The organism is Methylocystis sp. (assembly GCF_051062815.1).
Taxonomy (GTDB): Bacteria; Pseudomonadota; Alphaproteobacteria; order Rhizobiales; family Beijerinckiaceae; genus Methylocystis.
This window is the reverse complement of the sequence record NZ_JBPFDU010000074.1, coordinates 204002-222142: the sequence shown is the minus strand read 5'-3', so window position 1 is coordinate 222142 and position 18141 is coordinate 204002. Positions and strand designations below refer to the sequence as shown.

Below are 18141 nucleotides of genomic sequence, written 5' to 3'. Positions count from 1 at the left end.
GCGGGCGCGTGCGAATCGGCTGGACGCAGGCCGGGAAAAAGGCAAAGTGAGGCAATTTCACGAGGGTGGGAGCATAGCGCAAATGGCGATATTTTCTGAGCGACGACCGCAATGGCTGGTGTTCTGCCTTGTCGCCGCTGCGAGCGTCTCGGCGCCGCTCGCATATGCCGCCGGTTCGACGGATGCCGCTGGCCGCTACTCGATTCTTCGCGAGGGAGACAAGGATACGGGCTGCATGCTGACGCTCGACGCGCGCGCGCGCGGCCGCGCCGGCCTGAAGGCGCAGCTTGCGCCGGCCTGCCGGGACAATGGCGTTGTGATTTTTGATCCGGTCGGCTGGGGGCTCGACCGAGGGCGTCTCGTGCTCACCGCCCGCAAGGGCCACAAGGCGCATTTTGACAAGGGCGCCGACGGAGTCTGGCGCCGCGACGACAAGGAAGGCAAGGCGCTCGGCCTTCGCCCTCTTTAGCAACCCTTAGCTCTTCATCAGTGAGAGACTTCTACGAAAGAAGCCTCCCGGATTTCTCCGGGAGGCTCTCCGCCGTCGCCGCGCGAGAGGGGCGGGGTGCCGGCGACGGATCGTGTGGCGCGGTCGTCGGCTAATCGCAAACTCGTACCCGGCGATAGTCGACGATCTCGCCCCACTGCCCAAGAACCGGCTCCTGGAGGAAATGGCATTCTCCATAGCCGTAATAGGCGTCGGCGTGGTCTGACCAGGAGCCACGGTAAGGCTCCGGCGCAAACCAGGCTTCGCGACCGTCATCATAGGGATCGTAGCCATGACCAAAGCTCTCGCTTTGGTATCGGCCATGACCAAAGCTCTCGCTTTGATCCCTGCCATGACCAAAGCCTTCGCCTTGATGGGGAGCAAGGCTTTCAGAGGAGTCGTCGCCCAGATCCTGCGCGACGACCGGGGAAGCTGCGAGCGCCATGATGACAACAGCGAGGACGAAAGGCTGGCGCGACATGCTTGGCTCCTGGGAGAGCAGGCGTCGGGGAGAACAGCTGCCTGCCCAATGCGCACAATCTGACGCACGTTAGCTGAACCGGACATGGCCGGGTCGTTCATCCGGCAGTCAGCTTTGCAGTGGGGCGCGGATATCTAAGTTGACGCTATCCGTCCAGCGGAGGCGTGGGAGCCATTAACGCCCATTCGGCTGCTGACGCCGCGGACAGGCAGTCATAGGCAGGGTCTGCGCCAAGGCGTATCATTTTGGCCCAGGCTGATCATTTCTTGCCTGCGCTGTTTCAAGATGGAACGCTTTTTTGCGTCTCGGCGCCGCCGTCAACATCCAGTTGTCCACGAAATCGCTGGGCATGCAGCGTCCGGCAAAGGTGCGGCTCAAGCGCCGCGCGTTAGCACGCAATCTGCAGAATAACGAGATATTGCGCCAAGTTGCGTCAAATTGGAACGTGCGGCGGCTTCTTGTCGATGCCTGAGATGCGCATTGAAAAGAGAGTCAATCGGCAATTAACCTGCCGCACTTCTGAGCAGTCAGGTTCCGACGCAAGTGGAGCGCAATCCCTCGGCCAAGCGGAAAGGCAAACCCCGCTTCAGGCCCAAAACTGGGGATTAGAGCGCTGATGTCGATCGCGAATCCAAAAGAGATGCTGAAGCCCTTCGTCGCGCGCGCCAATGGCGGGGAAGTCGAACATGAATCGTCATCGCATGAAGACGGCGCGCGCGGCACCCTCACGCGCGAGGACATTGCCCTGGCGATCCATCGCCGGCTTGAAGGCATGTCCCGCCGCGAAGCCAAGCGCCTGACCGACCTGGTGATCGAGGAAATGGCGGCGACTCTGGCGTCCGGCGAGTCGCTCAAGCTTCACGACTTCGGCTCGTTCATCGTGCGCACGAAACGCGAGCGCGCGGGCCGCAATCCGCGCACCGGCGCGCCGGTGCCGATCGAAGCGCGGCGAGTCATAACGTTCAAGGCGTCTCCCAATATGAAGGCGGCTATTAATGGCAAAGTTCCCTTGACGAAGGTCAAGAAGCGCGCCCGTGGTCGCCTCACGCCGCAGAACGGCGGCGCCGAAGTCGTGAGAATCTTCGCCCCATGAACTTCCGGTAGTCCGCGCTCCTCCCTGTGAGCGGACGTGGGGCCCGATCGTTCGCCGCTCGCCCCGGCGAACCTTCGGGCCCTCTCTCTCTTTACGGCAAGGCCGCGCGGTTGAGCTTGCCATTGGCGTTGCGTGGCAGCGCATCGAGGAACATGACCGCGCGCGGACATTTGTAGGCGGCAAGATGCGCGCGGCAGTATTCAAGGATGGCCGTCTCGTCCCGCGCCGCGCCGTCGCGCATCACCACATAGGCGTTGATGATCGTCGCAGTCGCGTCGCGCCCCGGCCGTTCCGCCGCCGCCGCTTCGACGACGCCGTTGATCTCGAGCAGCCTTTTCTCAACTTCCGCGGGCGAGACCCGGTAGCCCCCCGCATTCATGACCTCGTCGACGCGGCCGTGACGCCACATGTAGCCGTCGGCGTCGAATTCGACGATATCGCCCGACACGAACCACTCGCCGCGAAACGCCTCGCGCTCCTCGTCTTCACGGTTCCAATAGCCAAGCATCATGCCCGGATCGTCCCGCCGCACGGCGAGGAGGCCGGTTTCGCCTGGCCGAAGCGGAGTCTCGCCGCCCTCTTGCGGCAGCGCCGCCACCGCCCTGCCCGGCTGCGGCCTGCCGGGCGAGTCGGGACGCACCGGCGCCGTCGGCCCACTGGAGACGAAGGTCGAAATCTCGCTCATGCCGAACGCTTCGAAGATGTCTTTGCCCGTACGGCCGCGCCAATCGGCGAGCAGGCTCGACGGCAGCGCCGCGCCGGCCGAGAGCGCGTGGCGCAGGCTCGATAGATTAGCGGTCTCCGGCGCGCCATATTTGAGGATCTGCCGGAAGACGCCCGGCACGGCGGCGAAGATCGTCGCGCGATACGTTTCGATGAGACGCGGCCATGCGGCGGGATCTGGATGTCCATTGTAGAGCACCGCGCTGGCCCCGGCCGACAGCGGATCGACGACGCCCACGCCAAGCGTATAGGTCCAGTTGATGGCGCCGGCGTGCAACATCACGTCGCCGGGGCCAAGCCCCGTCCAATGCTCCCGCATCGGCCTCCGGCCCCAAGCGGCGCGATGCGCATGCAATACGCCTTTCGGCCGGCTCGTCGTGCCGGAGGTGTAAACGAGATAGGCGGGGTCGTCGGCGGCGGTGTCGACATAGTCCGGGATGGGCGCGCTCTCGGCGAGCCGCGCCAGATCGGCGCCGCGCAGGACGTGGAAGTCTCCGCTATGCGGCTCGTTCTCGAACGATGCGCCCAACGCCAGCGCGGACGCGCCGCAGTCGCGCGCCATGAACTCGGCTTCCTCGAAAGTGAGCTGAGAGGACGCGAGCAGCGCCACATAGCCAGCGGCGATTGACGCGAAATAGGCAAGCGCCGCGTTTGCTTCGTTGCCCATGCGGATCATCACGCGCGCGCCCGCCGCAAGGCCGAGCGACTGCAAACCGGCGGCGAGACGCCGCACTTTCAGATCGAGTTCAGCATGGGTCCAGTGCTGCGCGCCGGCGTCGCCGACGACGGTGAGCGCCGTGGCGTCGGGCCGCAGCCGCGCATTTTCGGCGAGGCAATAGCGCGCGAGATTGAAGCGCGGCGGAACGGGTTCGAGCATGAGAGAAATCTTCGCAGTCACACGGCCTTCTGGCATTCGACGCCAGCTTGGGCAAGAACGCCGTCATTTGACAAATGTCGAGTCGAATGGCCACGCAATATGGTCGCAGCGGCATCGTGTTGATTTGAGATTGACGAGCGCCAAGTCGATATGCACGGCTTTGGCATGACCAGTTATGTCGCTCTGTTACGCGCCGTAAATGTCGGGGGAACCGGCAAGCTCGCCATGAGCGAACTGAGGGCGATGTGCGTCGACGCTGGTTTCGGTCGTGTCCAAACTTATGTCGCGAGCGGAAACGTCGTCTTCGAAAGCAAAGCCTCTTCAAGAAGCGTAAAGTTGGAGCTGGAGGCGAGACTGCTCGCCTATGCCGGAAAGCCTGTCGCGGTTTTCGTGCGCACCGCCAATGAAATGCAGGCGGTTCTCAACCGAAATCCCTTCGGGGAAAAGCCGGCCAAATTCACCGTGGCGATTTTTCTCGATGACCCGCCGCCGCCTGACGCGTTAGATCGCGCCGCAGGCAAAGCAGACGAGGAAATGCGTTTGGGATCACGCGAGATTTATGTTCACTATGGCGTAGGGATGGGCCGCTCGAAACTCAAAATTCCCGCTGCGACGCATGGCACGGCTCGAAATATGCGCACGATCGCAAAACTCGTCGATATGGCGCTCGAAATTTGAGAATGCGCCGATGCGACCTCCGGACGAGGCAAAGGCGAGCGGGGGAAATAGGCTATTTGCGACCTGCACGCGCCTCGCGCGCTGATTGTCCGAACCGCCGACGGAACGCGCGGCTGAAATGGGAGAGATCGCTGAACCCCCAGCGGTAGGCGATCTCGCCGATCGGCGCGCAAGCATCGGCGCAGAGGTCGCGGCGACAATTCTCAAGACGCCTTGCCCATACATAGCGCATCAGCGATAGGCCCTCGGCTTCGAAAAGCGAATTGAGATAGCGCGACGAGAGACCCAGCGTCTGCGCCGCCATCGCCGGATCGAGCCGCGGATCGCCGAGGCGGCTCTCAATAAACCGCTTCACCCGCCGCAGCGTGGCCTCGCGCCCTCGATTTGCCCGGTGATATTCGCTGGGCTCCAAAAGGGACAATGCGATCAGATCGGCGCAGTGACTGGCCACCGCAGCGAAGGATTCGTCGGTCAACTCCCCCGCATGGACTGCGAAGGACCGGATGTAGGACACAGCCAACGCGCCGACTCCCGCAGCGCCAGCGACTCGCAACGCCGTGCAGCGGTCGACTTCAGGCGAGAACGCACGGGTCGTCGCGCGCGGCAGCGAGACAATCAGCTTGGAGAATTTTCCCGGGCAGTAAATTTTATGCGGCCGCGTCGCGTCGTAAATTGTCATATCGCCGGGCTTCAACGAGACTTGGCGTCCGTCCTGCTCCAGAAAATATTCGCCTGAAAGCAATACGGCGGCGAGATAGACATCATGGCTGTCGGGTAGCGACGGCCACTTGGGCTTTTCTATCAGTATGGCGTTTGAGCGGATCGAAGAAAGGCGAACATCCTTCCCAGAATATATCGTCATTTCGTTGAACAGGCGTTGCGCCGGAAGAGGACGCACGTCGACGCGGGCGTATTCACGTCCGATCACCTCGCATAGCCAATCGCGTCGCCGGTTCGGCGGCGCGTGCTCGGTCGAAAGGATCTGCGCCCTCGTCAACGATAATTCCCCTCGCCGACGGCCGTTTCAGACAAGTTTATCAGCCGTCCCGGTCAAGCGCTTTTTTACTAAACGCGGCATGTATCGAGCTTCCGGCGATCGGCCGAGAAGAACCGAGGATGTCGTGATGACGGATAACGCGCAATCGGCCGAGACGACAAACATTATTCTACTCAGGGGCGCCGCCCTGTGGATTCTCGTCGCGCTCGTTCTGGCGTGGTGTCTCGTGTCGCTCAAAATGGAAGCGCCGCTCATGATGGCGATTTTCCCAGGAAAATTTTCACGCGTCTTGCAGGCGCATATTGATTTTCTGCTGATGAGCGCGCTCTTGCTGGGCTTCTACGGGACGCGCATTCCGTTGGTCTGGCCCGTGCGCTGGGCGATGGTGATCGGCGCATTCACCAACTCAAGCATGTTCGTCCTGATGGCGGCCTTTCCGGACCTCGACGGCGCGCCTGCCGAAGGATGGGGCCCGGCTCTATTCGGCGTCTATCTTAAGGCGAGCATCGTGACGACGACGTTCGGGTTCGCCGGCGCTTGCCTCACCGTCCTGCGCATAAGTTTCCGTCCGAAACCCTCGTGACTTTGATTCGACTGACGCAGTTCGGCCGAACATCTAATCAAACAGGCTGGAGACGCTCTCCTCCCGCGCCGTGCGGGCGATCGCCTCGCCGATCAGATGGCCGATCGGAATGACGCGAATGTTGGGGGCGGCTTCGACCGCGGCCGTCGCGCGGATCGTGTCGGTGACGACAAGCTGCTTCAGCTTCGAGTTGGCGATGCGCTCGGCCGCCGCGCCCGACAGCACGCCATGGGTAATGAAGGCGTAGACGGAGCCGGCGCCCGCCGCGAGCAGGGCTTCGGCGGCGTTGCACAGCGTTCCGCCCGAATCGACGATGTCGTCGATGAGGATGCAATTGTGGCCGCTCACGTCGCCGATGATGTTCATGACCTCGGAGTCGCCGGCGCGCTCGCGGCGCTTGTCGACGATGGCCAGCGGCGCGTCGATGCGCTTCGCCAGCGCCCGCGCGCGCACCACGCCGCCGACGTCCGGCGACACGACCATGACATTCTTGAGCTCAAGGTGCGACTTGATGTCCGCCACGATGACCGGCGCGGCGAAGAGATTATCCGTTGGAATGTCAAAGAATCCCTGAACCTGGCCGGCGTGCAGATCCACGGTCAGAACGCGGTCCGCGCCCGCCCGCGTGATCAGATTGCTGACAAGCTTGGCCGAGATCGGCGTGCGCGGCCCCTGTTTGCGGTCCTGGCGGGCGTAGCCGAAATAGGGAATGACCGCCGTGATGCGACGCGCTGAGGCGCGGCGCAGCGCGTCGATCATGATCAGGAGCTCCATCAGATGGTCGTTGGCCGGCGCGGAGGTGGACTGGATCACGAACGTGTCCTGCCCGCGCACATTCTCCAGGATTTCGACCCAGATTTCCTGGTCGGCGAAGCGGCGAACCTGGGCGCGACAGAGCGGAACGCCGAGGTGGGCGGCGATCGCCTCCGCGAGCGGCCTGTTGGAGTTGCCCGCCAGGAGTTTCATCGCCGCCATTTAGATCCATCCCCGCGCCTGAAACGCCGCGGCGTCATAGCAGCGATGGCGGCTGCGAACAATATGACGCCGGGATGGCGGCTTTCTCGGTCGAAAAATTTCGACAGGATTGCCTCTTGGACGGGTAATGCTCTAAATGGTGACAGCGGCCTCACCGATGCGCGGCGGCCGGGCGCTTGATTTTCGCGCCTCCACCCATCTCGCCCACTTTCCGTGCTAGACAGGCGTCGCTTCCGTAAATGACGAATAGCGTATCGGATCATGCGTCGCAGCCTTCCTCGCCGCGCGAGACGCGCGTCGTCGTCGCCATGTCGGGCGGCGTCGACTCGAGCGTGGTCGCCGCGCTGCTGAAGGAGCAGGGCTATGACGTCGTGGGCGTCACGATGCAGCTTTATGATCACGGCGAAGCCACGCACCGCAAGGGCGCCTGCTGCGCCGGGCGCGACATTCACGATGCGCGAAATGTTGCGGCGCGACTCGGCGTTCCGCACTTCGTTCTCGATTACGAGAGCAAGTTTCGCGAGAAGGTGATTGACGAATTCGCCGCGAGCTACGCCAGCGGCGAGACTCCCGTGCCCTGCATCGCCTGCAACCAGTTCATCAAATTCGCCGATCTTATGGAGACGGCAAAGGACCTCGGCGCGCACGCGCTCGCGACCGGCCATTATATTTCCGCCCGCGACGACGGACGCGGCGGCCGTGCGCTCTACCGCGCCAAGGATGCGGCGCGCGACCAGAGCTATTTCCTGTTCGCGACGACGCGCGAGCAGCTGCGGATGCTGCGCTTTCCGCTCGGCGACTACGCCAAGGCCGAAGTTCGCGACATGGCCCGCCGCTTCGGACTCGAGGTCGCCGATAAGCCGGACAGCCAGGACATCTGCTTCGTGCCAACGGGACGCTATACAGACGTCGTTGAGAAGCTTGCGCCCGCTTCGGTGGTGCCCGGCGAAATCGTGCATCTCGACGGCCGTGTGCTGGGGCGCCACGCGGGCGTCATCCACTACACCATCGGGCAGCGCCGTGGCCTAGGGCTGGGCGCAAAAGTCGCCGGCCGCGACGCGGAGCCGCTTTACGTCTTGCGCCTTGACGCCGCGAAGGCTCAGGTCGTGGTCGGCCCGCGCGAGGCGCTGGACACGCGCGCGGTGCGGCTGCGCGACGTCAACTGGATTGGCGAGGGCGCACTCTCTTCCCTGCCGCCCGAGGGCATCGACATCATGGCGCGCGTGCGCTCGACGCGGCCGCCGGTTCCGGCGCGGGTGATCGCGGACGGCGACGGCGGCGCGCTGGTGGTCTTCTCGGCAAGCGAATTCGGCGTCTCGCCGGGTCAGGCGTGCGTCTTCTACGACGCCGACGAAAACGAAGCGCGCGTGCTCGGCGGCGGATTTATCGCCGCGATCGAGCCCGCAGCGATGATGATGGCATCAAAGGCGCCGCCGCTGCGCGCCGAAGAAGTGCGAAGGGCGCCTCGATGAGCGAAGCCAGGAATTTTTTGCGCGAAGTCGAAACGCTCGACAACGGCAATGTCGAGGCCGCCTATGCGCGCTGGGCGCCGATCTACGATCTGACCTTTGCGACGCTGCTGAAGCCCGGCCGCCGCGCCGCCGCAGCCGCAGCCTCGAAAGCGCACGGACCGATCCTCGACGTCGGCGTCGGCACCGGACTCGAACTGCCGATGTTTGCGGCCAATACGCAGGTCATTGGCGTCGATCTGTCGGAGCCGATGCTGCGCCGCGCCGCGCAGCGCGTGCGCCGCGAGCGTCTCTCCCATGTCGCCGGCCTCGTGAAGATGGACGCGACGCGAATGGCGTTCTCGGACGCGAGTTTCGCGTGCGTCGTCGCGCCTTACGTCCTGACGGTGGTGCCGGAGCCGCAAGCCATGCTCGACGAACTCGCGCGCGTGCTTCGGCCAGGCGGCGAGATCGTGCTCGTCAATCATGTGAGCGGCAAGGACGACGCCATCGCGCTGTTTGAGGCGTGGCTCGACCGCCATATGGCTCCCAAGCTCGGCTGGCGTCCGCAATTTCCCTGGTCGATCATCGGCGACTGGATCAATCAAAATCCGCAAATGAAGCTCATCGAACGCCGCCCGCTGGCGCCCTTCGGGCTGTTCACGCTGACGCGGATCGAGCGTCTCCACGTGGATAGAAAAGAACGCGAAAAATCCGCGCCTTTGGAATTGGCGCTCGCCTAGCGAATCTCTCAGACGCCACTGGCGCCCGGCCGCGCGCGGCGCTACATTCATCAAGCGGCGCTGCGGGGTGCGTGCAGGACTATTATTCCCCGGGGCCTTATCGATCCTTATGGGAGCTGTCCCTGGCCTCGCCCGTGGGCTTGGTCATATGGCGCCCACCTACGTTGTAGGTTCCCGGGATCGATGTCCCACGGCTCTTGTGGCCCGCACTCTCCTTCCCTGTTATTGCTCTCGCATGAGCGATTTGAAAGCCGAGCTGCGGCGCCGTTCGCTGGCGCGCCGCGATCTCATCGCGCCACATGAAGCGCATGAGGCGGCCGCGTCCGTCGCGCGCCGGGGCGTCGCGCTGGTCGCCGACTTTGCGCGCGATGCGAAACTGAGCGCGCCGCCTGTCGTTTCCGTCTATTGGCCAATCCGCAGCGAGTTGAACACGCGTTCGCTCATCGATGCGCTTGCCGCCGAAGGTTACCGCGTGACCTTGCCGGTGATGCACAAGGTGCGTCAGCCCTTGGTCTTTCGCGCCTTCGCGCCTGGCGACGACCTCGTCAAGGGGCCGTTCGGCCTGTCGGAGCCTTCGGACGACAAGCCTGCATACGACCCCGATATTGTGTTTTCGCCGCTCGCCGCCTTCGATCGGCGCGGTTTTCGGCTCGGCTATGGCGGCGGCATCTATGACGCCACGCTCTCTGCGCTTCGCGCCAAAAAGCCGGTCGTCGCCGTCGGGGTCGCCTATTCCTGCCAGGAAGCCGACCATGTGCCGATCGAACCGCATGACCAGCGGCTCGACGCCGTCATGACCGAGCAGGAGACGCTGCGGTTCGCAACCGCGGTCGCATAGAGCGCGCTGCGAAAAAGTGGGAACCGGTTCGCGTAGAGCGCGCTCTAAACTTTGGGAGTCGATCAATTTATCTGCATTTGGGCGATGCCGCCCAAATGCAGCGTGATTTGGGACGCGGAACCAATCAGAACGCGGCACGTTAACCGGGAGATGCGGACTATTTAAATTTCTTTTTCGGAGAGTTTGAGATGAAGGCTTGCTATACAGCGGCCGCCCTCACGGCGGCCCTCTTGTTTTTTCCGGCCAGCGCGCAAGCGACCTGCCGGATTTTCCAGCATCGAGACTATGGCGGCTCCGGCTACACGCTCCACAATTTCGAGCGGATGAAGATGGTGCGCGGCGAAAGCCTCGGATGCACGACGAATGGTCACGGCGGCGGGTGCGAGAGCACGATTTACAATCCGTCTTGGAACGATCACGTCTCGTCTTTCCGCGTGAAGAACGGATGCACGCTCACGTTGTGGCAGCACGTCAATCAGGGCGGCGCGAGATTTCGCTCCAACAGAAGCTACCGTTACGTCGGCGACCGTTGGAACGATCAGGCCTCAGAAGCGCTCTGCATGTGCTGATTTGGCGCGGAGCCGATCGGCAATCGCAAAATCAGAGACGTCTCGGCGGTTCGACAGGAGCCGCCGAGAATTCGAACCCTTCCTCGCCTCACCGCGCCGGCGCCGGCGCCGGCGGCAGGTTGACGAGTTGACCGGCGCGCAGCTTTTTCGACTTCAGGTCGGGATTGAGTTCGGCGATCGCGCGCCATTTGCTTGTTGCGCCATAGAGACGTTTGGCGATGGATTTAAACGTATCGCCTGCGCGCGCCGTATAGATTCCTGGGTCCTTCGCCGCAGTCGGCGGGGGCTCGACGGGCGCATTGCCGGCCACTTGCGGGGCGGTTTCAGCCGGCTCGCTTTCTCGGCTCCCTGTCTTCGGCTCTTCCTTGGTTGCAGATGGATTCGCCTCTGAAACAGGCTCCTCGCCAATCGGCGCGTCGCTGCTCGCAGCGGTTTCTTCAGTCTGCGCCTCCTGCTGCGACGCCGAATCCGCTTCCGGATCGATATGCGCCGCTTGCGGCCCAGCGACGAGCAGAAAGGCGATGGCGATCGCCGCGGCCGCCAGTGAGGCTTCTGCGAAACCCCGACGGCGCAGGGGCGGGAACAGCGGCGGCAGCGCGCGATCGCTCGCTCCCAGGGACTCTGCCGGCTCCTGCGCCTCGCGGCCGCGCAGCCAGACGAGCGCCTCGAATATGAAATACAGGAACAGCGCCGCCGTCACCGGCGGCTTTCGAAACGAATCCGGCGCAAACATATAAGCGATGACGCCGAGCTGGATCAGCGCCGAAAGCCAGGGCAGCCCAATCGCGCCGAGCGTCATCCGCCGACGCGCCGCAACCACCGCCGCTAGAAAGAAAAGCGCCAGATAGGCCCAGAGCAGCGCGCCTTGCCGGTCGAACGTCCAGCCGAAGGCGGTCGCCCCCAGTAGATAAAACAGCCCCAGGGCGGCGGCGGCATAGGCCGCGTGAAGCAGCCGCTGCGGACCCAGGATCCGACTGAGATGAAAGGGCAGCGCCGCCGCAAGCGCCGCCATCAAGATCACGGCCGCGTAGGCGGATGTAAGATTGGAGTTCATGCAACCGCGCTCCTCAGGGGTCGGTTTTGACATTCAATGCGCTGCGGATGTGACAGTTTCTTGAGTGAAAGCCGCCCTCCGTGAATCATTCCGATTTTTCCGAAACGCCCGCGCTCTCAAAAGTCGCCATATCCCTATGACACGCGAGCGCCGCTTTGATCAGGCCGATGGCGAGCGCCGCGCCCGAGCCTTCGCCAAGCCGCATGTCGAGATCGAGCAGCGGGCGCTTGCCAAGCCGCGTCAGAACGTCGCGATGCGCCCCCTCCGCCGAGACGTGGCCCGCCAGGCAATGCGCGATCGACTCGGGCGCGATCGCATGGAGCAGCGCGGCGGCGGCGCAGGCGACATAACCGTCAAGCGCCACGGGAATGCGGTTGAGCCGCGCGGCGGCGATGGCGCCCATCATCGCCGCGATCTCCCGGCCGCCGAGCCGGCGCAGGATTTCTAGAGGATCGGCGAGATGCGGCGCATGCAGCGTCAGCGCGGCGTCGATCGCGGCGTTCTTGCGCGAAAGTCCGGCGTCGTCGAGGCCCGTGCCGCGTCCTGTCCAGCGCGACGCCGGCCCGCCGTAAAGCGCGGCATAGATCGCCGCCGCGCTCGTCGTATTGCCGATGCCCATCTCGCCAGGGGCGAGGAGATCAATATCGCCCTGGATCGCCTCCATCCCATAGGCGAAGGTCGCCGCCGCCTCGCGCTCGTCCATGGCCGGCGCCACAGTAAAGTCGGCCGTCGGCCGTTCGAGCGCCAGCTCATAGACCTTCAGGCCGACGCCATAGGACTTGCAGATCTGATTGATCGCCGCGCCGCCAGCGAGAAAATTCGCCACCATCTGCTGCGTGACGCTCGCCGGGAAAGCCGAAACGCCCTGCGCCACGACGCCGTGATTGGCGGCGAAAACCGCGACGAGCGGGCGCTCGATCGCGGGCTCCGCCCTGCCCTGCCAGGCTGCGAGCCATTCGACGATCTCTTCGAGACGACCGAGCGCGCCGGGCGGCTTGGTGAGCCGACCGTCGCGCGCGCGGACCGCCTCCGCGGCTTGCAGATCGGGGCCGGGCAGAGCCGCCAGCAGGATACGGATTTCTTCGAAGGGATGAACGGCGTGAGACATGCCGCCGGCTTTACCGGGTCGCGGCGACGTTGGCGAGCGCTCGCGTCGTTCTGGCGCAGCGAAGCCAATTATCCATGTTTGCGAGCGAGGCTTCGCCTCCTCGCAACGCCGCTATGCGGATCGCATCGACGCCTGGCTCCGCATCGACTCGAAAGCGGCGAGCGCCCGCTCCCGCGCCTCGGCATGGTCGACGATCGGATGGGGATAGGTGACGCCAAGCACGACGCCGGCCGCGCGCAAGACGTCGTCTGGCGCCGCCCACGGACGATGAATGTAGCGGACGTCGAGCCCCGCGAGCTCCGGCACGTAACGGCGCACATAAGCGCCGTCCGGATCGAATTTTTCACCCTGAAGCGCGGGATTGAAGATGCGGAAGTAAGGCGCGGCGTCGGCGCCGCAGCCCGCCACCCACTGCCAGTTGGCGCTGTTGTTGGCGAGATCGGCGTCGACCAGCGTGTCCCAGAACCAGCGCTCCCCCTTCCGCCAGTCAATGAGCAAATGCTTGATCAGGAAGCTCGCCGAAACCAGACGCGCGCGATTATGCATCCAGCCCGTGATCCACAATTCGCGCATCGCCGCGTCGACGAGCGGATAGCCGGTCTGACCGTTCCGCCAAGCGTCGAGCGACGTCTCGTCGTCGCGATAGGGAAAGCGCTCGAAGGTCCGATCCAAAGGGCGGTCCGGCAGGTCCCAGTTGGAGATCAGCAAGTGATGGCAGAATTCCCGCCAGCCAAGCTCCCTCAGATAGGCTTCGCCGCCGATGCTCTGAGGCTCGCTGATCGCATGCCAGACTTCGCGCGGCGACAATTCGCCAAAGTGCAGATGCGGGGAAAGCCTGGAGACGCCGACGCGGCCCATGAAGTCGCGTTCGACCTTGTAGTCGCCGACATGGTGGCGCGCGAAGTCTGCAAGCTCGGCGCGCGCCGCCGTCTCGCCGACGAGCCAGACCTTGCGCATGCCGATCGCCCAATCGGGGTTCTGGGGCAGCAACCGCCAAGCGTCGAGATCGTCGCTGTCGGGCGGAAGCGGCGCGGCGTGCAGAATTTCGGGCGCCGGAAGGGGGCGTTCCGGCGGCGGCGAGGCGAGGCAGGCCCGCCAAAAAGGCGTGAACATGCGGAAGCTCTCGCCCTCTTTGGTGGGAAGCGTCTCCGGCTCAAAAAGCACCGACTCATGGAAACAATGGGCTTCTACTGCATCGTCGCGCAGCTGCGCCTCGAGCTCGGCGTCACGTCGGATCGCCCAAGGCTCGTAAAGCTTGTTCCAGAAGACGGCGCCGGCGCCGGTTTCGGCGACGATCTGCTCAAAGACGTAGGGCGCGCGCCCGCGGCGCAGGGTCAGCGACACGCCCCTGCCGGCGAGGCTCTGGGACAGCGCTCTGAGAGAATGGTGCAGCCACCACCGCGCCGCGGCGCCGGTGCGCCATTCTCCAGGACTTTCATCGTCGAGGATGTACAGAGCGACGAGCGGCGCTCCCGATCGTGCAGCCGCCAAAAGCGCCGGATTGTCAGAGATGCGCAAGTCATTGCGAAACCAGACGATCGCCGGCGCATTCATATCGCGAGAACCCCGATTGACGTTCCGAAAGGTCACGCCCGATCGCTTCGCTGCGACGAAGGATCGGGACTAAGTCGTAACCTCGCCGGCGGCCAAGGGTTCCCCCGTCCGCGCTTTCACGACGTCAATACAGTCGCGCCAGCCGCCTAATGGAGGCGTTTGGCGTACTTAATGCCATAAAAGAGGTAGATGGCGACGCCGATGACGGTCCAGATCAGCAGCCGCAGCCAAGTGTCGAGCGGAAGCGCGACCATCAAAGCGAAACAGGACAAAATGCCGGCGACCGGCAACCATGGAATCCCGGGCGCGCGGAACGGGCGGCGGAGTTCCGGGTGCATTCGACGCAGGCGCAGCACCGCCAAGCAGACGAGCGCGAAAGCCGCCAGAGTCCCGATGCTCACCATTTCGCCGAGAATATCGAGCGGCAACAGACCCGCCGCGAGCGCCACGACCACGCCGACGAGGATCTGGCTTACGGCGGGGGTGCGCCATGCCGGGTGAAGCCTCGCAAAGATCGGAGGCAGCAGGCCATCATGCGCCATGGCGAAGAAGATGCGCGTCTGCCCGTAGAGCAGCACCAGAATCGCCGTCGTCAGTCCGGCCAGCGCGCCGAGCTTCACCGCCCAGGCGAGCCACGAGACGCCGGTGCGGTCCATGACCAGCGCCATCGGGTCCGGAACGCCCAGCTCCTTGTAGTTGACGACGCCGGTCGCCACCGCCGCCACGGCGATGTAGAGAATCGTGCAGATGATGAGCGAGCCGATGATGCCGATCGGCACGTCCCGCTGTGGATTATGCGCTTCCTGCGCCGCGGTCGAGACTGAGTCGAATCCGATGTAGGCGAAGAATACCACCGAAGCGCCGCGCACGACGCCGCTCCAGCCGTAAGTTCCGAACTCGCCCGCGTTCTCCGGAATGAGCGGCGACCAATTGGCTTGGTCGATATGCGCAGCGCCAAACACGATCACCATCAGCACGACAGTGACCTTGATGGCGACGATGACGTTATTGAACAGCGTCGACTCGGACGTGCCGCGCACGAGCAGCGCGGTGAGCAGCAGCACGATTCCGGCGGCGGGAACATTGAACAACCCATGCACGGCGCCGGGCGGCGCCCCGTGCGCGGTCGGATCGGCAAAGAAGGCGGTCGTAAATTCGGGCGGCACATGTATGCCGAGCCCTTGCATGACGCGATTGAAATAGCCGGCCCAGCCGACCGCGACCGTGGCCGCGCCGGCGGCATATTCGAGCACCAGATTCCAGCCGATGATCCAGGCGAAAATCTCGCCGAGCGTCACATACGTATAAGTGTAGGTGCTCCCCGAGACGGGAATAAGCGACGCAAGTTCCGCGTAGCAGAGCGCGACGAAGGCGCAGGCGAGCCCCGACAGCATGAAGGAGATCATGACGCCGGGCCCGGCGTAACTCGCCGCCGCCGTGCCGGTCAGCACGAAAATGCCGGCGCCGATAATTCCGCCGACTCCAAGCGACATCAACGACGCCCAGCCGAGCGCGCGCTTGAGGCCGTCTCCTCCGGCAGCGTCGTGATCGGCGATGATCTTGTGGACGGACTTGCGGTTCAGATAGCTCTTGCTGGCGCCTTGGAACAAGCGTCACCCTTTCGAATTCGCGACGTGGCGAGCGCGCCGCGCCTTCGGCGGCGCCGATTATCATTGCGACGCCAAAACATACAAGCGGAAAGACTGCGGGAAGCGGCGCGCGATCGCGTCGCGCATCAATTAGCGTTCGAGATCCGTGACTTCGCGCTCGTCGGCGCACCGCGGCGCGGCCCGTCCGGCTTGCCTTGCAGCTGCCTTTGCTATAGCACGTCGCGAGCGCGGCGTCGGCCGCCTGTTAAGGGGTTGAGCTCGAGAATGACGTCATGAGCCAGAAGCCCATCAATTATCTGCGCCTGTCGACGCTCGTCGCCGTGGCGATCTTGGTCGGCACCGAGCTTGTCGGCGCATCCTGGGCCGCCGGCTGGGCGTTGGGCGGCCTTTTTCAGCTCGATCCCCTCATCAGCCGCTCGCTCGAAATCATCTTCTCCCTCGCGGGGCTCGTCGGACTCTATTTCTTCATGCGGACCGCCCTCCGCAATGAGCCGATTCGCGGCTAATTAAGGTCCTGCGCCTTAATGTCTCGCGCCCCCCGACAGGCTCGCGGCGGCGGCAGATCCAAGCGCGCATCTCCCAAACTTCGCAACAAGGACGCCGAGATGGTCGAGAAGCAGGATCGTCGCTCGTTTATCAAGGCGGCGGCGGCGACGAGCGCCTTGGGCGCCGTAAGCGCGCCTCGCAGCGCGGCGGCGAGCGTCTCCAATCTCCGGCTCGGCGAAGCGCGGCCATTCTCCTTCGAGACGCTCAAGCAGACGGCGCAGCGCCTCGTCAAACAGCCTTACCGCAAGCCGAATATCCCCGCCCCCGAGATCACCTCGCAGATCGACTACGAGAAGTGGGGACAGATCACCTACAACACCGATCACGCGCTTTTCGCCGACACCAAGGACCGCTTCCCCATCGAGTTCTTCCACCTTGGGATGTTCTTCAAGAAGGCCGTGCGCATGAATGTCGTTGAAAACGGCGAGGCGCGCGAGGTTCTTTACGATACGAGCTACTTCAATATGCCGGCGGATTCGATCGCCCGCCAACTGCCGCCCGGCGCCGGCTTCGCGGGATTTCGCATTCAGGAGGCCAAGGACGGCGCGCTCGACTGGAAGAAGAACGATTGGGTGGCGTTTCTGGGCGCGTCATATTTCCGCGCGATCGGCGAATTGCGCCAGTATGGCATGTCGGCGCGCGGCGTCGCGCTCGACACCTGGCAGGCGGGATCGAATGAAGAATTCCCTGATTTCACTGAAATTTACATCGGCCCGGAGACCGCCGACGGCGTCGTCCTGCATGCGCTGCTCGAAGGGCCGTCGATCGTGGGCGCCTATCGCTTCCTGATGACGCGCGGCAAGGGCGTCGTCATGGACATCGATTGCTCGCTGTATCTGCGCGGCGCCTTCACGCGCTTTGGCGTCGCGCCGCTCACCTCGATGTTCTGGTTCTCGGAGACCGCAAAGCCGACGGCGATCGATTGGCGGCCGGAAGTGCATGATTCCGACGGGCTCAGCATGTGGACCGGCGCGGGCGAGCGCTTGTGGCGGCCGTTGAACAATCCGAACCGGGTCATGGCGTCGGCGTTTGGCGACACCAATCCCAAGGGCTTCGGCCTGATGCAGCGCGACCGCAATTACGACCATTATCTCGACAACGTCTTTTACGATCGCCGTCCGAGCGTCTGGATCGAACCCAAGGGTGACTGGGGCAAGGGCGCGATTCAACTCATCGAAATCCCGACGGACGACGAGATCCACGATAATATCGTGGTCATCTGGGCGCCCGAGAAGCCCGCCGTTCCCGGCGCCTCCTTCCAATATTCCTATCGGCTGCATTGGCTTGCGGACGAGCCCTATCCGACCAAGCTCGCGCGCTGCGTCGCGACGAGGCTCGGCAACGGCGGCCAGCCCGGCAGGCCGCGGCCCAAGGGCGTCCGCAAGTTTATGGTGGAGTTTCTGGGCGAGCCCCTCGCCAAGCTCCCCTTCGGGGTGAAGCCCGAACCGGTGTTATGGGCTTCCCGCGGAACATTCTCCTACGTGTTCACCGAAGCGGTTTTTGACAATGTGCCGGGCCATTGGCGGGCGCAATTCGACCTCACCGTCGAAGGCTCCGAGCCTGTGGAGATGCGCCTGTTCCTCAAGAACGGCGATGACGTGCTTTCGGAAAATTGGCTGTATCAGTATCACCCGTTCTGACGCGGCGATTGACACTCTCGCCGTCTTCGGGCCAAGACTTCGCTAAGTTGCAACAAACCATCCATGGAAGGGCTTTCTGGCTTGCCCGCAAAGCCTCTAAGGCTGCGGACGTTCATTCGCGAATGCGCCGGGAAATT

General features: G+C 64.0%; 19 protein-coding genes and 1 other RNA gene. 12 read left to right on the top strand and 8 right to left on the bottom strand.

Features of this window, described 5'->3' with window-relative positions:
• The first annotated feature begins 82 nt into the window (after positions 1-82).
• Positions 83-469 carry an AprI/Inh family metalloprotease inhibitor gene (locus ACR65W_RS13375; protein WP_434499355.1) on the top strand — a complete coding sequence of 129 codons (387 nt, stop codon included), beginning with the start codon at positions 83-85 and terminating at the stop codon, positions 467-469.
• Positions 470-599: 130 nt separating this feature from the next.
• Here the strand turns inward: ACR65W_RS13375 and ACR65W_RS13370 are convergent, their stop codons facing one another.
• The gene (locus ACR65W_RS13370; RefSeq protein ID WP_434499354.1) at positions 600-968 is read right to left on the bottom strand and encodes a hypothetical protein; all 369 of its coding nucleotides are present in this window, start codon (positions 966-968) and stop codon (positions 600-602) included.
• A 298-nt stretch (positions 969-1266) separates the two neighbouring features.
• Here ACR65W_RS13370 and ACR65W_RS13365 point away from each other — a divergent pair, with 298 nt between their 5' ends.
• The gene (locus tag ACR65W_RS13365) at positions 1267-1440 is read left to right on the top strand and encodes a hypothetical protein (protein ID WP_434499353.1); all 174 of its coding nucleotides are present in this window, start codon (positions 1267-1269) and stop codon (positions 1438-1440) included.
• Between the two features lie 144 nt (positions 1441-1584).
• Positions 1585-2061: an integration host factor subunit alpha gene (locus tag ACR65W_RS13360; protein ID WP_434499352.1), complete on the top strand. Its 477-nt coding sequence runs from the start codon at positions 1585-1587 to the stop codon at positions 2059-2061.
• Between the two features lie 91 nt (positions 2062-2152).
• Here ACR65W_RS13360 and ACR65W_RS13355 read toward each other — a convergent pair whose 3' ends face one another.
• A complete protein-coding gene (locus tag ACR65W_RS13355) occupies positions 2153-3661 on the bottom strand; it encodes an acyl-CoA synthetase (protein WP_434499351.1) in 1509 nt (502 codons plus the stop codon).
• 165 nt (positions 3662-3826) lie between these two features.
• Between ACR65W_RS13355 and ACR65W_RS13350 the strand changes: the two genes are divergently transcribed.
• A complete protein-coding gene (locus ACR65W_RS13350; protein WP_434499349.1) occupies positions 3827-4339 on the top strand; it encodes a DUF1697 domain-containing protein in 513 nt (170 codons plus the stop codon).
• A 52-nt stretch (positions 4340-4391) separates the two neighbouring features.
• Here the strand turns inward: ACR65W_RS13350 and ACR65W_RS13345 are convergent, their stop codons facing one another.
• The gene (locus ACR65W_RS13345; RefSeq protein WP_434499348.1) at positions 4392-5336 is read right to left on the bottom strand and encodes a helix-turn-helix domain-containing protein; all 945 of its coding nucleotides are present in this window, start codon (positions 5334-5336) and stop codon (positions 4392-4394) included.
• Positions 5337-5463: 127 nt separating this feature from the next.
• Between ACR65W_RS13345 and ACR65W_RS13340 the strand changes: the two genes are divergently transcribed.
• Positions 5464-5919 carry a hypothetical protein gene (locus ACR65W_RS13340; protein WP_434499347.1) on the top strand — a complete coding sequence of 152 codons (456 nt, stop codon included), beginning with the start codon at positions 5464-5466 and terminating at the stop codon, positions 5917-5919.
• Between the two features lie 33 nt (positions 5920-5952).
• Here ACR65W_RS13340 and ACR65W_RS13335 read toward each other — a convergent pair whose 3' ends face one another.
• A complete protein-coding gene (locus ACR65W_RS13335) occupies positions 5953-6885 on the bottom strand; it encodes a ribose-phosphate pyrophosphokinase (RefSeq protein ID WP_041927112.1) in 933 nt (310 codons plus the stop codon).
• Between the two features lie 248 nt (positions 6886-7133).
• Here ACR65W_RS13335 and mnmA point away from each other — a divergent pair, with 248 nt between their 5' ends.
• The 5 genes from mnmA to ACR65W_RS13310 all read left to right on the top strand — a co-directional run bounded on the left by mnmA (position 7134) and on the right by ACR65W_RS13310 (position 10492).
• Positions 7134-8366, top strand: a complete 1233-nt coding sequence (mnmA, locus tag ACR65W_RS13330; RefSeq protein WP_434499345.1) for a tRNA 2-thiouridine(34) synthase MnmA — start codon at positions 7134-7136, stop codon at positions 8364-8366.
• A complete protein-coding gene (locus tag ACR65W_RS13325; RefSeq protein WP_434499344.1) occupies positions 8363-9085 on the top strand; it encodes a class I SAM-dependent methyltransferase in 723 nt (240 codons plus the stop codon). The genes mnmA and ACR65W_RS13325 overlap by 4 nt, the downstream gene beginning before the upstream one ends.
• 54 nt (positions 9086-9139) lie before the next feature.
• Positions 9140-9294: non-coding RNA, 6S RNA (gene ssrS / locus ACR65W_RS13320), on the top strand.
• Between the two features lie 26 nt (positions 9295-9320).
• Positions 9321-9923 (top strand): 5-formyltetrahydrofolate cyclo-ligase, encoded by a 603-nt coding sequence (locus ACR65W_RS13315; protein WP_434500227.1) that lies wholly within the window; start codon positions 9321-9323, stop codon positions 9921-9923.
• 188 nt (positions 9924-10111) lie between these two features.
• On the top strand, positions 10112-10492 hold the full coding sequence (locus ACR65W_RS13310; protein ID WP_434500226.1) for a hypothetical protein: 381 nt from the start codon (positions 10112-10114) through the stop codon (positions 10490-10492).
• 88 nt (positions 10493-10580) lie between these two features.
• Here ACR65W_RS13310 and ACR65W_RS13305 read toward each other — a convergent pair whose 3' ends face one another.
• From ACR65W_RS13305 to ACR65W_RS13290, 4 genes are all read right to left on the bottom strand, one after another.
• A complete protein-coding gene (locus ACR65W_RS13305) occupies positions 10581-11546 on the bottom strand; it encodes a LysM peptidoglycan-binding domain-containing protein (protein ID WP_434500225.1) in 966 nt (321 codons plus the stop codon).
• Between the two features lie 85 nt (positions 11547-11631).
• Positions 11632-12654 (bottom strand): nicotinate-nucleotide--dimethylbenzimidazole phosphoribosyltransferase, encoded by a 1023-nt coding sequence (gene cobT, locus ACR65W_RS13300; RefSeq protein ID WP_434500224.1) that lies wholly within the window; start codon positions 12652-12654, stop codon positions 11632-11634.
• 111 nt (positions 12655-12765) lie between these two features.
• Positions 12766-14208, bottom strand: a complete 1443-nt coding sequence (locus tag ACR65W_RS13295; protein WP_434500228.1) for a cryptochrome/photolyase family protein — start codon at positions 14206-14208, stop codon at positions 12766-12768.
• Positions 14209-14354: 146 nt separating this feature from the next.
• Positions 14355-15818 carry an amino acid permease gene (locus ACR65W_RS13290; RefSeq protein WP_434500223.1) on the bottom strand — a complete coding sequence of 488 codons (1464 nt, stop codon included), beginning with the start codon at positions 15816-15818 and terminating at the stop codon, positions 14355-14357.
• A gap of 272 nt (positions 15819-16090) precedes the next feature.
• Here ACR65W_RS13290 and ACR65W_RS13285 point away from each other — a divergent pair, with 272 nt between their 5' ends.
• Positions 16091-16324, top strand: a complete 234-nt coding sequence (locus ACR65W_RS13285; protein ID WP_434500222.1) for a hypothetical protein — start codon at positions 16091-16093, stop codon at positions 16322-16324.
• Between the two features lie 99 nt (positions 16325-16423).
• Positions 16424-18004 (top strand): glucan biosynthesis protein, encoded by a 1581-nt coding sequence (locus ACR65W_RS13280; RefSeq protein ID WP_434500221.1) that lies wholly within the window; start codon positions 16424-16426, stop codon positions 18002-18004.
• The last annotated feature ends 137 nt before the right edge of the window (positions 18005-18141 follow it).

Excerpts from the sequence above, each read along its gene's own strand:
- ACR65W_RS13335 (WP_041927112.1), bottom strand. The coding sequence starts at position 6,885 with ATGAAACTCCTGGCGGGCAACTCCAACAGGCCGCTCGCGGAGGCGATC.
- ACR65W_RS13350 (WP_434499349.1), top strand. The coding sequence starts at position 3,827 with ATGACCAGTTATGTCGCTCTGTTACGCGCCGTAAATGTCGGGGGAACC.
- ACR65W_RS13315 (WP_434500227.1), top strand. The coding sequence starts at position 9,321 with ATGAGCGATTTGAAAGCCGAGCTGCGGCGCCGTTCGCTGGCGCGCCGC.
- ACR65W_RS13340 (WP_434499347.1), top strand. The coding sequence starts at position 5,464 with ATGACGGATAACGCGCAATCGGCCGAGACGACAAACATTATTCTACTC.
- ACR65W_RS13360 (WP_434499352.1), top strand. The coding sequence starts at position 1,585 with ATGTCGATCGCGAATCCAAAAGAGATGCTGAAGCCCTTCGTCGCGCGC.
- mnmA (WP_434499345.1), top strand. The coding sequence starts at position 7,134 with ATGACGAATAGCGTATCGGATCATGCGTCGCAGCCTTCCTCGCCGCGC.
- ACR65W_RS13355 (WP_434499351.1), bottom strand. The coding sequence starts at position 3,661 with ATGCTCGAACCCGTTCCGCCGCGCTTCAATCTCGCGCGCTATTGCCTC.
- ACR65W_RS13295 (WP_434500228.1), bottom strand. The coding sequence starts at position 14,208 with ATGAATGCGCCGGCGATCGTCTGGTTTCGCAATGACTTGCGCATCTCT.
- ACR65W_RS13285 (WP_434500222.1), top strand. The coding sequence starts at position 16,091 with ATGAGCCAGAAGCCCATCAATTATCTGCGCCTGTCGACGCTCGTCGCC.
- ACR65W_RS13325 (WP_434499344.1), top strand. The coding sequence starts at position 8,363 with ATGAGCGAAGCCAGGAATTTTTTGCGCGAAGTCGAAACGCTCGACAAC.
- ACR65W_RS13310 (WP_434500226.1), top strand. The coding sequence starts at position 10,112 with ATGAAGGCTTGCTATACAGCGGCCGCCCTCACGGCGGCCCTCTTGTTT.
- cobT (WP_434500224.1), bottom strand. The coding sequence starts at position 12,654 with ATGTCTCACGCCGTTCATCCCTTCGAAGAAATCCGTATCCTGCTGGCG.
- ACR65W_RS13280 (WP_434500221.1), top strand. The coding sequence starts at position 16,424 with ATGGTCGAGAAGCAGGATCGTCGCTCGTTTATCAAGGCGGCGGCGGCG.
- ACR65W_RS13305 (WP_434500225.1), bottom strand. The coding sequence starts at position 11,546 with ATGAACTCCAATCTTACATCCGCCTACGCGGCCGTGATCTTGATGGCG.
- ACR65W_RS13370 (WP_434499354.1), bottom strand. The coding sequence starts at position 968 with ATGTCGCGCCAGCCTTTCGTCCTCGCTGTTGTCATCATGGCGCTCGCA.
- ACR65W_RS13375 (WP_434499355.1), top strand. The coding sequence starts at position 83 with ATGGCGATATTTTCTGAGCGACGACCGCAATGGCTGGTGTTCTGCCTT.